Below are 13933 nucleotides of genomic sequence, written 5' to 3'. Positions count from 1 at the left end.
GGTCACGAGCGCCCCTGACTTTTCGACCAAGGGTGGAATGCGAGCGGCGCGCGGCTGGCAGAAGGGCAGACGGCGGCGTCGGATGCGTATCTAAGGGGCCTAGGAGAACCCGGGTCGGGAGTTTGTCCCGCGCGCGCGGCCTGGCTTTCACGATGACGGTCGCGCAATCGAAATGGGAAGAGCGGAGATCCGGGTTGGCGGCCGCGGCCCCCATGCCGAACGGATCGCTCTTGCTGACTTTCACCGAAAAGAGACCATCCTCCAGGCACGATCAGAAGACGGCCGCAATGACTCAATCCGCGTTCCATTCGAAGACATCAAGCTGGGAACAGCCTTGCGTGTGCAACGGATCTTTGAAGGCAAACTGCTTTGCCTCGTCGAGGCTGGCGGCAATCAATATATAGGCGCCGCCGGATTGGTCGGTGAAGGGGCCGGCGCATTCGAGCCGTCCTGCATCGCGCAGGCGGTCGAGAAAGGCATAGTGCTCCCCAAGCACTTCTCCACGAAATTCCGGCGTTCGCCGTGAAAGGACGAGGTACTTCATCATCAGGTTCCTTTTCTTTCGGTGATGGCGTACGAAATCCAGTCTTCCATCGCTCAAATCTTCCTGCTCAGGGTCAGAACGTCAGCAAGACGGAACCGGTGGTTCGTCCGGCCTCGAGGGCAGAATGCGCCTTGGCCACGTCGGCCAAGTCAAATTGCGCGCCGATCTCGACGTGCAGTCCGGCTTCCAGTTCTTCGAACAATTCGGCCGCGGCATTCCGATAGGAATCAAGGTCGGCCATATAGGCAAGGACGCTGGGCCGGGCCAAGGCGAGCGACCGCCGCGGGCCCAGTTCGGATATATCGATTGCCGGGAGCGACCCCGAGGCTTGGCCCACACTAACCACCAGGCCAAAGGGTCGGACGCAATCGAGGGTTCGCAGCAAGACGTCGCCCCCGATACCGTCGAAGGCGACATCGACGCCCCGGCCGCCGGTGATGTTCAGAACCTCGCGGACAAAATCGCTCTCTTTGTAAAGCACCGCATGGTCGAGACCGAAGCTCTTGGCCAGCGCCGCCTTTTCGGGCGAGCCGACGGTCCCGATGACGCTTGCTCCGAGTTTGCGCGCCCACTGGCTCAATATCAGGCCAAGGCCGCCTGCGGCGGCATGAATGAGGATGATATCTCCAGGCGAGATGCGTGCAACGCGCGTCAGCAGCATGTGCGCCGTGATACCGCGCAACATGGAAGCCGCAGCGACCGTATCCGAGATATGTGACGGGAGCGGCACCGCCCGGTTTGCCGCCAGCAGGCGCGTTTCGGCATAGCCGCCCATCGGCAGGCCCGCCCAAGCGACCCGGTCGCCCCGACGAAGATGGGTGACGCCATCGCCCAGCGCTTCGACCACTCCGGCCCCTTCGACACCGAGGACGGCGGGCAGGTTGGCTATGGGGTAGAGACCGGTTCGGTGATAGATGTCGACATAATTTACCCCCGCTGCGACGTGACGGAGGCGGATCTCGCCGGGACCAGGATCGCCGACATGCTGGTCATCGACGCGCAGAACAGCCGCATCCCCCACGGCGTGCATTTTCACCACTCGTGCCATCTTCTCGCTCCTTCGCTTTGGAAGCGGGCTGCTTAGGGCATGGGAGCGCGCACAGTAATTCCTTTAGTATGCCCAGTTATTGTGCAAAAATGCACAGATGCAGTGGGATGATCTGAAATATTTTCTGGCGCTTTTCCGGTCGGGGACGCTCTCGGCCGCGGCGCGCACTCTGGGCGCAGAACACAGCACGGTCGCGCGCCGTATTGCGTCGCTCGAAGAAGGGCTTGGCATGCGTCTATTCGAACGGTCCGGTCGCGGATTCAGCCTTACGGCCGAAGGCGAGGCGATCGCGGATATTGCGGCGCGCGTCGAAGAGGAAACCCTCAACATCGCGCGCGTGGCGCAAGGCCGGCAGTCCGATCTGGCAGGCGTGGTGCGCATCAGCGCGCCGCCCACATTCGCCAGCCGATTTATCGCGCCCCGCCTGACGGCGCTTCGGCGCCGATATCCCGGGATCGAGCTCGAACTTGCCGGCGACAGCCGCGCCATCAGCTTGTCGCGCCGGGATGCCGATATCGCGATCCGTCTCAGTCGGCCGACGACGGGTTCGATCGTGACGCGGCGTGTCGGAACGATGGCTTTCGGTCTTTATGGCCAGCGGGACTATCTTGCGAAAGCCGCAGCCTGCGACCGCGATTTTCTCGGCTATGACGATAGCCTCGATCATGTGCTCCAACAGCAATGGCTGCGACGTCTGGAGCCGGACTTGCGCCTGGCATTTCGCAGCAACGAATTGACCACGCTGCACGAAGCGGCGGCTACCGGGATGGGTTTGGCGGTTCTGCCGCGTTTTCTCGGCGACCCCGACGAGCGGCTCGCGATGGTGGCCACACCCTCACCGCCACCGAGCCGCGAGCTTTGGCTGCTTGTTCATCCCGATCTTCGTCGGTCTCCGCGCATCCGGGCGGTCCTTGATCATATTGTGGACATTGTCCTTGCCGGGCGCGCGATACTCGATCCCGAGGGGGCAGCGAGCGATTAAAAGGCGATGACGGCCAGATCCGTGGGCAGTTCCTTATGCCGCGTATCGACGCCCGATGTTGTGGGGCCGGTCCACCCGCCGGGGTTTTCGAGAATATCGAGCGACGGCGCATAGCCTTCCAGCCGGAAGGTGCGAAACGCGAAGGGCAGACCATCTGCACCCAGCGGCGAGGCTGCATCGGCGACATGGATATGAAGGTGCGGAGCATCGGATTGCCCCGAGTTGCCGAGCGCCGCGAGCACCTCGCCCATGCGCACCCGCTCGCCTTCCTTCACTCTGATGCTGCCGGGCTTGAGATGTCCGTAAAGGACGCGCTTTCCACCCGGCAGCCGCAGGACGATATGATTGCCGGCAATCGTATCGAGGCCGATCTTGATAGCAGGCGGGGCCAGGGGTTGGTTGTCGGGCAAGCCATCAAGGATGCGCTCGACGACCGCATCGGCGACCGCCAGAACCGGTTCGCCATATCCGGACCAACTTTCGTTCCTCGAAGGATCGCCCGTAAAGGCACGGCCATGCGCATCGACCTTCACGAAGTCGATTGCATAGCGCTGCGCGATCCGGGCCTGGCCATCCACGACCGCGATCGTTCGGCGGTGATCGGAATCGTTCGACAGCGCATTGGCTGCGAGCCAGTGGCCTGGCCCAAGAGGCGCGTTCACCGCGAGCGGAGCCTCGCCGCTCACCGTCAGTGGCGGGGCTTCCAGAATAGTGCGCGATGGGTCGGGCGGCCCGCTTGATGCCGATGCCACATGGATATGGTGACCAAGACGCAACCCGGCCCCTGTCCCCTTGGGAACCGCCGTGTCGAAATAGACCATGACAAAGCTGCCAGGCCCGATCTGAAGACGGTCGGCGCCCTCTTTCTGCTGTCCGGGCGTCGCAATCATCGTCGCTAAATCCTTCGCCGCAAATGCGCCGAGTGGACGGCCGCCGTTGCTGTCGAAGACGTCGATTTCCGTCAGGATGATCGTGCGCCCCGAATAGTTGGTCAATCGCATCTCGTAGAGAAGATGGTCGCGGCCGGACGCCTCGACCGGCGCAGGCGCTTTACCGAACTCAACATCAAGGGGGACTACCGAGGGCGCCGGCTCTTGACGGGCGGCGGCAATCTCACTGCCTAACAAGGAGGGCGCTATGGTGCTGCATAGCAGCAACAAGGCGAACTTCACCCGAGCCATAGTTGCGATACTCCCATCACTTTGCTGCCAAATCGACATCCGCTCAGCGCCGCGTAAATGCCGGCAGATCGCCGATCTGCCGATGGAATCGGGCAATTTCTCTCGCCTCCCCGGACGTAAGCTTCGCCCTCGTCACGGCTTCGTCGATGCTCGAAAAGCGCGCGCTGTCGCGCGCCTTTACCAGCCGCGATGCGAGATCGCGCTTGCCTGCGAGGAGATAGGCGAGGCTGGTAGCGTCGGCCGTATTGAGGTCGACCACCAAGGGGTCAGTCAATTTCTCGTCCCACGGCGCCGCGGGAATATGGACGTCGGGGTTCGTCATCCAGAGTTCCGGAGCGAGGTGCGCATCAAGCGCGAGCTTTCCCGCCGCGACTTGATCGGTGGCTGCGGCGAAGGCCTGGCGATAGGGCGGCAAATCGCGAAGAAAGTCGGCAAGCTTGCCATGCGCACCGGAACAGGAAAGCCGGGCAGTGGCGTCGCGCAAGTCCGCGCTCGCCGTCGCGCCGCCGGTGGCCTCGAGAAAAATACGAGTGACCTGCTTTGCATCGTCGGGATAGAGCCGGGCCCAGTCGCGAACCAGGTCGACCAGCGGCGCGCGGCCATGCCAGTCCGCGCGCCGAGCGAGAATCGTGAACAGCTTTTCGTAGCGAGCGAGCAAAGCCTCGCGCGTCATGCTTTTTGCGAGGAGCCGGTAGAAGATGCTCGCGGCGACGCCTTCGGACGCCATCTGCGCCTCGCCCGATCTGACGCTGCAGGGGTCTAATGAATAATCGGTTTGCGCGAGGCGCCATCCCTCGATCCCCGAAGCTTGCGCGTCCGACCGGACCGATCCGAAGAGAAAGCCGCCTTGCGGGATCGCCGTCTCGCGCAGCCAGGTCTCGCGGCGGCTGAGCCAATAGTCGGCGGGCGATGGCGCCACGAACCGCGCGCGGGCGCGAAACCCCTCCGATGCCGTCAATGCCAGCGCCAGGGGCTGGAAATGTTCACCGAAACCCTCGTCGAAGGCGGTCGTCGGATCGGTCGTGACAAGCACCGAATGGCCATTTCGCGACAGCGTCGGCGGGATCGGGCCAAGGAGCCGGCGCAAAAGCACATGGCCGAATTCATGCGCGAGCACCTCTTCGAACTGGCCGTCGGCGATACTGGCTTCATCGACCGTGAGATCGATGAAATAGTCGCGGCAAAGTGCGCGGCGCCCCTTGCCGTCCTCGATGAACAGGTCTTTGCGGGCGAAACCGCCGTCTTCGTCGGAAAGATAGACGATGATGCCGCCGCCGATCGAGGGGCAGTCGAACGTCTGCCGGCTTCTGGCCCGCGCCATCCGATCGAGATCGGGAAGCAGGGCAGCGACCCCGCTCGCCGTCGCTGCGAGTAGCCTGCGTTTCAACGGGCCTTCGGCGATCGGCATGCCAACCGGCAGCTCCCGGCCATCAGACAGCCGCTCGGTGATGGCCTGGCCCGCCGCATCCCGTGCCGGAACGAGAAAGGTCATTTCACCTTCGAGCGCTTGCGCCGGCGCCGCAACGGAGAGTCCGAAAAAGGTCAGTGATGAAAGAATAGTTTTGAACATCGCGGTTTCGATTCGCAGGGCGTCAGAACGGCCACACTGTATTGCTTGATTAATACAGGCGCAAGGCTTGGAATCGCGGTTTTGGCAACAATTCACGGTCGCTCCCGAGGCAGGAATTGAAGTCTGGGCGTCGATGCCCCTTCCCGAAACTCGGTCCTCGGAGCAATGGACGGGCTGGAGAAGCGGCGGCGCCACGCCCGGCATTGAAAGAACGTCGGCGCCGAGCAGCTATTTTGCGGCGTTGGCGTTGCGGCTTTTCTTGCCGCTACGCGGGCCTGTTTACGGATATTCGACCGTCACCGGAATGCGGCCGCGGTAATCCCCGTCGGTGGCGCCGGCAACCTGCAGCCGTCCGCCGAAGCGGAAGACGAGGCGGCCGTCGGGGCCGAGCCGCGGCGCCGCGCCCAGGTCGGTTGCCAGCCCGGTCACGCGCGCGCTCGCGCCGCTGCCGCTCTCCAGATCGACCGACGGGGGGAGAGTGACACGCACTTCGGCGCCGGGCTCGCCGCTGACAGTGACGACGCCGGTAACCGCAAAGCCGCCGAGGTCGCGCACGTCGCCGCGCAGGCGGCGCGCGCCGGTGAGCGGATCGATCTCGATCTCGCCGCCGCTCGCGCCGACCGCGACGCGGCCCAGGTCGAGCTGGGTGTCGACCTCGACGCGCAGCGGCATGCTCGCCTTGCGCGCCACAATCGCGGCATCTTTGCCGTCTTGGCGGCACAATTGGCACTGGGCGGCCAAGGGGGCAGGCGGCGCGCCGAACAGCAGGAGGGCAAGGAGGAGACGCATTATCACCCCTTCGGCATAGCGCGATCGTGGTTAATCGGCGGTAAAGCAGGCCACGCTACCCCTTGCGGGGGCGCGGCATCGCGCCGATATTCAGGTCATCATGCGGCGCCCTTCCCCACCCCCGTGCGCCGCCCAGGAGTAGCCCATCATGACCGACAAGCAACTCGACCCAATGGCCCATCATGTACTGCGCGAAGGCGGCACCGAGCGCGCTTTCACGGGCAAATATACCGATTTCAAGGGCGACGGCCTCTATCGCTGCGCCGGTTGCGGCACGCCGCTGTTCGACAGCCGCACCAAATATGACAGCGGTTCGGGCTGGCCGAGCTATACCGCGCCCGCCAGCGACGCGTCGGTCAGCGAACATCGCGACATGAGCCATGGCATGATCCGCACCGAAGTGCGCTGCGCCAAGTGCGAGGGGCATCTGGGCCATGTCTTTCCCGACGGTCCCGGGCCGACGGGGCTGCGCTATTGCATCAACAGCGCGGCGCTTGACTTCGCCGACCGCGGGCAGGATGAGGCGGGGACCGGCGAAGGCTGATCCCCGCCGGGCCGGCTGCCGCATCGCCGCGCAGCGAAAGAAGGAATCTGGATTTTGCGCCGCGAGCGACAATCGTCATCCGCCCCCAAATCATCATCGTCAGGCAAAGGCTCGGGCAAGGGCCCCGGCTCCGGGGGGCCGTCGGGCCTGCGCCTCTGGCTCCGCCGTCTGTTCCGCTGGGGCCTCGCGCTTGCGCTGGTCGGGGTCGTCGCGATCGCGGTCGCGGTCGGCATTGCGGCGCAGCGCATCCCGAGCTTCGAGGAGCTGAAAAAGTCGCCGGCGGGCCAGACGATTCGCGTCCACGCCGCCGACGGCACCGTCTTCCTGTCGCTCGGCCCCAATTACGGGCGCTGGCTGACGCTGCGCGAAACGCCGCAGGTGATGCAGGATGCGATGGTCGCGGTCGAAGACCGGCGCTTTCGCTATCATCCCGGCGTCGATCCGGTCGGAATGACGCGCGCTGCTGTCTTCGCGGTCGAACATTATGGCACCGGGCGCCGGATGCAGGGCGCATCGACGATCACCCAGCAGCTGGCGCGCAATATCTTCCTGTCGAACAGCTACACCTGGTCGCGCAAGCTGCGCGAAATGATCCTGTCGCTCGCGCTTGAATGGAAATTCTCGAAGGACGAGATCCTCGAACTCTATTTGAACAAGGTCTATTTCGGCGGCGGAAGCTACGGCATCGACGCCGCATCGCGGCGCTTTTTCGGGCATAGCGCGACCCAGATGTCGCTGTCCGAAGCGGCGGTGGTTGCGGGGCTGGTCAAGGCGCCGTCGCGCTATTCGCCGACCGCCGATGCCCAGGCGGCGCTCGGCCGGTCGGGGGTCGTGCTTGAAACCATGGTCGATGCGGGCTTCATCACCCAGGCGCAGGCCGACGGTGCCAAGCCCGCCGATGTCCAGCTGGCACAAGAAACGGGCCAGAACAGCGCGCGCTATTTCACCGACTGGGCGCTGCCGCAGCTCGACATGCTGATCGACGAAGGCACCGAGGCGCTCGACGTCTACACGACGCTCGACCTCGGCATGCAGCGCGCCGCGACCGCGGCGATCCAGGCCGACACGCCGAAAGGCGTGCAGGGGGCGCTCGTCTCGCTCGATCGCGACGGCGCCGTGCGCGCGATGGTCGGCGGCACCGACTATGTCGCCTCCAACTACAACCGCGCGACGCAGGCGATGCGCCAGCCGGGGTCGGCTTGGAAATTGTTCGTCTACATGGCAGCGCTCGAAGCTGGCTATAAGGTCGACGATCAGGTGGTCGACGAACCGGTGACGATCAACGGCTGGAGCCCGAAAAACTCGTCGGGCCGCTTCGCCGGGCCGATGAGCCTGCGCACCGCTTTCGCTTATTCGGTCAACACGATCGCGGCGAAGCTGGGCAATGAAATCGGCTTTTCGTCGGTCGCCAACATGGCGCGCCGCTTCGGCATCACGACCCCTATTAACACCCACCCGTCGATGGTGCTGGGCAGCGCCGAGGTGCGGGTGATCGACATGACCGCCGCCTTCGCCGCCGTGTCGCGCAAGGGGGTGTCGGTGCAGCCCTATGGCATCACCAAGGTAACGACCGCCGACGGGCGCCTCCTTTATCAGAAGCCGGCCGAGCGCGGGCAGGTGCTCGTCGACAATTGGGTTGCCGCGGGCATTACCGACCTCTTGCAAACCGCAGTCGCGACGGGGACAGGGCGCGCCGCGCAGATCGGCCGACCGGTGGCAGGCAAGACCGGCACGACGTCGAGCAACAAGGACGGCTGGTTCCTCGGCTTTTCGAGCGGCCTGACCACCGGCGTCTGGATGGGCCGCGACGATGCCAAGGCGGTCGGGGGGCTGCAGGGCGGCCGCGCGCCGGCCAAGGCCTTCGCCGACTATATGCGCATCGCTGTCGCACGGCGCCCCGTCGAGCCCTTCGATACCGAGGTCAAGCTGCCCGAATGGCAGCTTGAGGGCGATGACGAGGCCTATTTCGGCGCACCTGAGGAAAATGGCGGCATGGTCGATGAAAATGGCATGCCGATCGAACTGCCCGCTGCGCCCGACACCGCCCAGGGCGAGGTCCCGCCGCCGCCCGCCGATGGCCCTGTGCTCAACCAGCAATGGATCGAGGAGCAGACGGGGCGCCGGCCGCCCGCCGACAATGGCGCCGCTGCGCCAAAGGCGGCCCCGCAGCAGCTGCGTCCCCCCGCACCAGCACCGCCCAAGGCGCCGCCACCGGTGCTGAAGGCGCCGCCCGCGCGTACGCCCGCCAATGGCGAGGGCAATTAAGGATCAGGTGAAACGGTAGCGGTGCAGCCCGCGGCCTTCGCGGCGCAGCCACGCGCGCGCCGCGCCGACGTCGCCATCGTGCAGATCGTCGACCAGCGCGTGAAAGGCGGCGCTATGGTCCATATGCCGCAGATGCGCGACCTCGTGCGCGACGGTGGCGCGGCGGACATGGTCGGGCGCCATGACGAGCCGCCAGCTGTAGCGCAGGTCGCCGTCGTGGGTGCAGCTGCCCCAGCGGCTGCGCGGATCGCCGACCCCGACGCGGCCGACGGTCAGTCCTGCGCGCGCGGCAATTTCTCGGCTCTCGCGGGTCATGATGTCGAGCGCCGCGGCCTTCAGCCAGCGCTCGATGCGGCGCCCGACGGTTTCGGCGGGGCCGCCGACGCTCAGCCGGTCGCCCTCGGCGCGAACCGCGCGCGGGGCGGTCGCCGTCCATTCGATCCGGCGCTCGATGCCGAACAGTGGGAGCGCCGTGCCGGGGCCGACCTGGACCGGCGCAGCGGTCTTGCCGACCTGTTCGGCGAGCCAGTCCTGTTGCTCGCTCGCCCATTTGATCGCGCGCGCGGCGCTTGCCCGGCGCGGTAGCGTGAGCCGCAACTCGCCGCGCGCGCCATCGAAGACCAGGCGATAGCGCCGCGATTGCGCATGCGGGACCAGCCGCACCGGCCACGGCGTATCACCGACCCAGATATGCGGCCGCTCGTCGCTGGCCCGTTCGCGGCGCATCAGACGACGCGCTCGACGAGATGGTTTTCGAGCGGCCCGGCGCGATCCTCGCTCACCGTCCAACCGACGATCGACTCGCCCGCCCGGTGCACCGCGTCCGGATCGCCGCAGACCAGATAATGCCATGCGGGCAGCGGCTCGCCCTCGGCGCGCAGGCGGTAGGCACAGGTTTGCGGCAGCCATTCGATGTCGGCGACGCTGCGCTTGGTCAGCGTCAGGCAATCGGGGACATGGCGGCGGCGATGCTTGTAATCGCCGCAGCGCGCTGTTTTCAAGTCGAGCAGGCGGCACGCGACATTGGTCGGATAGATGCGCCCGCTGTCTTCATCCTCCAGCTTGTGGAGGCAGCATTTGCCGCAACCGTCGCACAGCGCCTCCCACTCGCCCGCGTCGAGCGAGGCGAGCGGCGCTTCCCAGAAGCGGCGCCCCGCCCCGGTCACTTCACCCACTTGCCAAGGTCGGCGGCGACCTTGTCGGGCGCGCCTTCATCGACGTCGGTCGACGGGTCATCGAGCGGCAGGAGCGCGAGCGGCTTGCCGGCCGGGTCCATTAGGAAGGCGAGCTGCGTATGCGCCATCAGATAGCGGTCGGGCGCCGATCCCTCCACCTTGTGGAAGGACACGACATATTCCTTCGCGACCGCCGCGATCTGTTCGGGGGTGCCGGTCAGCCCGATCAGGCGCGGGTGGTACCGGCTGACGAAGGCCTTGAGCACGGCGGGCGTGTCGCGCGCCGGGTCGACGGTGATGAACATCGGCTGCACCTTGGCGCCGCGCGCCGGATCGGCCTTCTCGAACGCCGCCAGCCCGCGCATCAGCTTTTGCACATCGACCGGGCAGATATCGGGGCAATAGCTATAGCCGAAATAGACGATGCGGTAACGGCCCGCAAAATCACTGTCGCGTACCGGCTTGCCATCCTGATCGATCAGGCTGAACGGCCCGCCGATCTTCGCGCCGGCGAGCGGCGGGGTCGCGTCCTGCGTCGCCGACGGGGCGCTGCACCCAGCGAGCGCCGCGCCAAAAATCAGAAGCAGGCTTGCGCGACCGGCGTTTCGGACCATATTCGGGATGTTCATCATGCGGCCAGCCTTGATGGGCTAGGCCACGAAAATCAACCTTTCTCGTCGCGCCGTGCGACGATCATCGCCAGGGGTCGCCCAATCATGTTTCGACGCGCGGAGCTTCGCCTCGCCTCCTTCCTCCTGCTGATCGCCGCCGCGCTCGGCGCCGGCACCGCGGCGCATGCGCAATTCCGCGGCGGCTACGCCTTTCTGCAGGCCGTGGAGAACCGCGACGGAACGAAGGCGACCGAGGCGCTGAAGGACGATTTGACGCTGGTCAACACGCGCCATCCCGACACCGGCGAAACCGCGCTGATCATCGTTACCAAGCGCCGCGACACGACGTGGCTGCGCTTCCTGATCGGCAAGGGCGCCGACCCCGAAATCGGCGACCGTCAGGGGGTGACGCCGCTGATGCACGCGGCGCTGCTGAACTATCCCGACGGCGCCGAGGAACTGATCGAAGCCGACAAGTCGATCGTCGACATGACCAATCGCCGCGGCGAGACGGCGTTGATACTGGCGGTGCAGGCCAAGAATGCGGCGATGGTCCGGCTGCTGATGCGCCACGGCGCCAATCCCGACAAATCGGATCATATTGCGGGCATGTCGGCGCGCGACTATGCGAAGCGCGACGACCGGACGGGCCAGATGCTGCAATTGCTCGACGCCAAGCCCGATGCCCCGCTGCGCGATCTTGGACCGATCTTCGGACCCAAATAATAGCGCAATGTGATTTCTCTATTGGGAATCACATTATGATGTGATAATTGCGGGGCATGTCTACGCAACTTATCGATCGCATCCGCGCCATCGTCGACGACGGCAGCATGTCCCGCTCGGGGCTTGCGCGCGCGGCCGGCCTCCACGCCAACAGCCTGCGCGACATGGAATCGCCGGGCTGGAACCCCACCGCCGAAACGCTGCGCAAGCTCGAGAATTGGCTCGCGCACGGCAGCGACCTGTCGCCGATGGCGACGCCGGAGGAAATCATCGCCGAGGCGCGCAACGGCCGCATGTTCATCCTAGTCGACGACGAGGATCGCGAAAATGAGGGCGATCTGGTCATCCCGGCGCAGATGGCGACCCCCGATGCGGTCAATTTCATGGCGACGCACGGCCGCGGCCTGATCTGCCTGACGCTGACGCGGTCGCGGGTCGAAACGCTGGGCCTCGAACTGATGAGCCGCAACAACGGCACCCGCCACGAAACCGCCTTCACCACCTCGATCGAAGCGCGCGAGGGCGTGACCACCGGCATTTCCGCCGCCGACCGTGCGCGCACCGTGTCGGTTGCGATCGACGCCGCCAAGGGGCGCGACGATATCGTCACGCCCGGGCATGTCTTTCCGCTGATCGCGCGCGACGGCGGCGTGCTGGTGCGCGCAGGCCATACCGAGGCGTCGGTCGACATCGCGCGCCTCGCCGGCCTCAATCCCTCGGGCGTGATCTGCGAGATCATGAACGACGACGGGACGATGGCCCGACTCGACGATCTGATCCCCTTCGCGCGCCGACACGGGCTGAAGATCGGCACGATCGCCGACCTGATCGCTTATCGCAGCCGCACCGACCGGCTGGTCGAATGTGTCGCCGACGAACCCTTCGAATCGGATTATGGCGGCGACTGGCGGCTCAAATCCTATCGCAACAAGGTCGACGGCAGCGTCAATCTGGTGCTGCAGAAAGGCGCGGTCGATCCCGATGGCGTGACGCTGGTGCGGATGCACGCCGTATCGATCTTCGACGATATCATGGGCCGCCCGGGCCCCCGCAAGCGCCGCCTGCAACGCTCGATGGAGGCGATCGGCGCCGAAGGATCGGGGGTCATCGTCATGCTCATGCGCCCGCTCCCCGGCTCGGCCGCCGCCGACGCGGCCCCGCCGCCGACCGGCGGCATGGATCTGCGCACCTACGGCATCGGCGCGCAAATCCTCGTCGACCTCGGCGTTCATGCGATGGAGCTTCTGACGCCTTCGCACAATAATCTCGTCGGGCTCGAAGGCTATGGCCTGTCGGTCGTCGGCGAACGCGCAATCCCCGGAGAAGAATGATGGCCCATATCCTGATCGTCGAAGCGCGTTTCTATGCCCATCTCAACGACATGCTGATCGATGGCGTGCGCAGCGCGCTCGAGGCCGAGGGGCACAGCCACGAGGTCGTGACCGTTCCCGGCGCGCTCGAGGTTCCGGCGGCGATCGCACTTGCCGATCAGAGCGGCCGCTTTGACGGCTATGTCGCGCTTGGCGTCGTCATCCGCGGCGAAACCTATCATTTCGAAGTGGTGTCGAACGAAAGCGCGCGCGGCATCATGGCGCTGACGCTCGACGGCCTTGCCATCGGCAACGGCATCCTGACCGTCGAGGATGAGGAACAGGCGCTTGCGCGCGCCGACAAGACGCGCAAGGATAAGGGCGGCGAGGCGGCGAAGGCCGCACTCGCGATGCTCGCATTGAAGGATCAGTTCGGCGTTGCTTGATCGCACTCCTCCCGGCCGATATTCCGTCGTCGAACGCGGCGGCCGGCTGGTGGTGATCGACCGCGCGACCGGCGGAACCCCGCCGACCGCGGCACAGCGCATGGCCGAACACGATCGGCGCCGGGGCCTCGAACCCGCCCTGCCGGCACCGCGCGAAGAGATACCGGAACCCATCAAAGCCCCCGCTACGATTGCCGACACAGCTCCCGCTGATCGGCTGCGTGAGGCGATCGCTGCGCGCGGCGCCCAGGCCAAGGCGCGCCAGCCCTGGGGCGACACGCCCGCCGCGCCGCCAGCGCGCGCGTCCGTGCCGGCGCGAATCCCGGCGCATGTCCCCGAAGCCGCTCCGATCCCGGCATCGCGGTCTCGCCCGGCGCCGCAACCAGATCGCGGTTCGCGCAAGACGGTGGTCACGTCGAAATGGTGGGATGCAAAGGGGCCGCGGACGATCGAACTCGGCGCGAGCGGGCAATCGACCCTGAGCGGCGGCTTCGTGACGATCTTCGCGATCGGGCTCGCGATCTTCGTCTTCCTGCTGCTCATCATGCCGGTCGCGGCCTTTATCGCGGCCTTTCTGCTGTTCCAGTTCGGCGGCAAGATATTGGCGCCGATCGGGGCGGGGATCGTCGACAAGGCGGTCGCCGAGAGGGGATAACGCCCGTTGCCTGAAGATAGCGTGCCCCGCGAAGGCGGGGGCCCATCTTCAGCCGGCGCGATCTGAAACCGACCGGAGGAGTGTCCC

Annotated in this window: 15 protein-coding genes; 7 read left to right on the top strand and 8 right to left on the bottom strand. The window is 65.9% G+C overall.

Annotated elements, in window-relative coordinates; all coding sequences use genetic code 11:
- Positions 1-292: 292 nt before the first annotated feature.
- Positions 293-547 (bottom strand): YciI family protein, encoded by a 255-nt coding sequence (locus P1IM2_RS03105; protein ID WP_062901281.1) that lies wholly within the window; start codon positions 545-547, stop codon positions 293-295.
- Between the two features lie 70 nt (positions 548-617).
- Positions 618-1592, bottom strand: a complete 975-nt coding sequence (locus P1IM2_RS03100; RefSeq protein WP_062901280.1) for a quinone oxidoreductase family protein — start codon at positions 1590-1592, stop codon at positions 618-620.
- A gap of 97 nt (positions 1593-1689) precedes the next feature.
- Between P1IM2_RS03100 and P1IM2_RS03095 the strand changes: the two genes are divergently transcribed.
- Complete coding sequence (locus P1IM2_RS03095) at positions 1690-2574, top strand: LysR family transcriptional regulator (RefSeq protein WP_186401398.1); 885 nt, start codon at positions 1690-1692, stop codon at positions 2572-2574.
- Here P1IM2_RS03095 and P1IM2_RS03090 read toward each other — a convergent pair.
- From P1IM2_RS03090 to P1IM2_RS03080, 3 genes are all read right to left on the bottom strand, one after another.
- Entirely contained in the window at positions 2571-3755 is a 1185-nt protein-coding gene (locus P1IM2_RS03090) for a M23 family metallopeptidase (protein WP_186401397.1), read from the bottom strand. The genes P1IM2_RS03095 and P1IM2_RS03090 overlap by 4 nt on opposite strands.
- Before the next feature lie 43 nt (positions 3756-3798).
- Positions 3799-5325 carry a hypothetical protein gene (locus P1IM2_RS03085; RefSeq protein WP_186401396.1) on the bottom strand — a complete coding sequence of 509 codons (1527 nt, stop codon included), beginning with the start codon at positions 5323-5325 and terminating at the stop codon, positions 3799-3801.
- A gap of 279 nt (positions 5326-5604) precedes the next feature.
- Positions 5605-6114, bottom strand: a complete 510-nt coding sequence (locus P1IM2_RS03080) for a DUF4402 domain-containing protein (RefSeq protein WP_062901276.1) — start codon at positions 6112-6114, stop codon at positions 5605-5607.
- Positions 6115-6262: 148 nt separating this feature from the next.
- Here P1IM2_RS03080 and msrB point away from each other — a divergent pair, with 148 nt between their 5' ends.
- On the top strand, positions 6263-6658 hold the full coding sequence (gene msrB / locus P1IM2_RS03075) for a peptide-methionine (R)-S-oxide reductase MsrB (RefSeq protein ID WP_003046857.1): 396 nt from the start codon (positions 6263-6265) through the stop codon (positions 6656-6658).
- Between the two features lie 54 nt (positions 6659-6712).
- Positions 6713-8923 (top strand): PBP1A family penicillin-binding protein, encoded by a 2211-nt coding sequence (locus P1IM2_RS03070; protein WP_186401395.1) that lies wholly within the window; start codon positions 6713-6715, stop codon positions 8921-8923.
- Between the two features lie 3 nt (positions 8924-8926).
- Here the strand turns inward: P1IM2_RS03070 and P1IM2_RS03065 are convergent, their stop codons facing one another.
- Genes P1IM2_RS03065 through P1IM2_RS03055 form a run of 3 tightly spaced genes read right to left on the bottom strand, consistent with a single transcriptional unit; the run spans position 8927 to position 10730 of the window.
- Positions 8927-9649, bottom strand: coding sequence for a M48 family metallopeptidase (locus P1IM2_RS03065; protein ID WP_186401394.1), 723 nt, complete (start codon positions 9647-9649; stop codon positions 8927-8929).
- Positions 9649-10089: a YcgN family cysteine cluster protein gene (locus tag P1IM2_RS03060; protein ID WP_003046846.1), complete on the bottom strand. Its 441-nt coding sequence runs from the start codon at positions 10087-10089 to the stop codon at positions 9649-9651. The genes P1IM2_RS03065 and P1IM2_RS03060 overlap by 1 nt, the downstream gene beginning before the upstream one ends.
- Positions 10086-10730, bottom strand: coding sequence for an SCO family protein (locus P1IM2_RS03055; RefSeq protein WP_186401393.1), 645 nt, complete (start codon positions 10728-10730; stop codon positions 10086-10088). Before P1IM2_RS03055 ends, P1IM2_RS03060 begins: the two co-directional genes overlap by 4 nt.
- Before the next feature lie 84 nt (positions 10731-10814).
- Between P1IM2_RS03055 and P1IM2_RS03050 the strand changes: the two genes are divergently transcribed.
- Genes P1IM2_RS03050 through P1IM2_RS03035 form a run of 4 tightly spaced genes read left to right on the top strand, consistent with a single transcriptional unit; the run spans position 10815 to position 13846 of the window.
- Entirely contained in the window at positions 10815-11435 is a 621-nt protein-coding gene (locus P1IM2_RS03050) for an ankyrin repeat domain-containing protein (protein WP_186401392.1), read from the top strand.
- A 56-nt stretch (positions 11436-11491) separates the two neighbouring features.
- Positions 11492-12766 (top strand): 3,4-dihydroxy-2-butanone-4-phosphate synthase, encoded by a 1275-nt coding sequence (ribB, locus tag P1IM2_RS03045; protein ID WP_062901273.1) that lies wholly within the window; start codon positions 11492-11494, stop codon positions 12764-12766.
- Positions 12766-13191, top strand: coding sequence for a 6,7-dimethyl-8-ribityllumazine synthase (gene ribH / locus P1IM2_RS03040; RefSeq protein ID WP_062901272.1), 426 nt, complete (start codon positions 12766-12768; stop codon positions 13189-13191). The genes ribB and ribH overlap by 1 nt, the downstream gene beginning before the upstream one ends.
- The gene (locus tag P1IM2_RS03035; protein ID WP_186401391.1) at positions 13184-13846 is read left to right on the top strand and encodes a hypothetical protein; all 663 of its coding nucleotides are present in this window, start codon (positions 13184-13186) and stop codon (positions 13844-13846) included. Before ribH ends, P1IM2_RS03035 begins: the two co-directional genes overlap by 8 nt.
- Positions 13847-13933: the final 87 nt, after the last annotated feature.

It is taken from the genome of Sphingopyxis sp. P1IMeth2 (assembly GCF_900185685.1).
GTDB classification, from domain to species: Bacteria; Pseudomonadota; Alphaproteobacteria; order Sphingomonadales; family Sphingomonadaceae; genus Sphingopyxis; species Sphingopyxis terrae_A.
Note: the sequence above shows the minus strand (reverse complement) of the source record. Positions and strands in the feature narration are given on the sequence as shown.

Excerpts from the sequence above, each read along its gene's own strand:
- P1IM2_RS03105 (WP_062901281.1), bottom strand. The coding sequence starts at position 547 with ATGATGAAGTACCTCGTCCTTTCACGGCGAACGCCGGAATTTCGTGGA.
- P1IM2_RS03100 (WP_062901280.1), bottom strand. The coding sequence starts at position 1,592 with ATGGCACGAGTGGTGAAAATGCACGCCGTGGGGGATGCGGCTGTTCTG.
- P1IM2_RS03095 (WP_186401398.1), top strand. The coding sequence starts at position 1,690 with ATGCAGTGGGATGATCTGAAATATTTTCTGGCGCTTTTCCGGTCGGGG.
- P1IM2_RS03090 (WP_186401397.1), bottom strand. The coding sequence starts at position 3,755 with ATGGCTCGGGTGAAGTTCGCCTTGTTGCTGCTATGCAGCACCATAGCG.
- P1IM2_RS03085 (WP_186401396.1), bottom strand. The coding sequence starts at position 5,325 with ATGTTCAAAACTATTCTTTCATCACTGACCTTTTTCGGACTCTCCGTT.
- P1IM2_RS03080 (WP_062901276.1), bottom strand. The coding sequence starts at position 6,114 with ATGCGTCTCCTCCTTGCCCTCCTGCTGTTCGGCGCGCCGCCTGCCCCC.
- msrB (WP_003046857.1), top strand. The coding sequence starts at position 6,263 with ATGACCGACAAGCAACTCGACCCAATGGCCCATCATGTACTGCGCGAA.
- P1IM2_RS03065 (WP_186401394.1), bottom strand. The coding sequence starts at position 9,649 with ATGCGCCGCGAACGGGCCAGCGACGAGCGGCCGCATATCTGGGTCGGT.
- P1IM2_RS03055 (WP_186401393.1), bottom strand. The coding sequence starts at position 10,730 with ATGATGAACATCCCGAATATGGTCCGAAACGCCGGTCGCGCAAGCCTG.
- P1IM2_RS03050 (WP_186401392.1), top strand. The coding sequence starts at position 10,815 with ATGTTTCGACGCGCGGAGCTTCGCCTCGCCTCCTTCCTCCTGCTGATC.
- ribB (WP_062901273.1), top strand. The coding sequence starts at position 11,492 with ATGTCTACGCAACTTATCGATCGCATCCGCGCCATCGTCGACGACGGC.
- ribH (WP_062901272.1), top strand. The coding sequence starts at position 12,766 with ATGGCCCATATCCTGATCGTCGAAGCGCGTTTCTATGCCCATCTCAAC.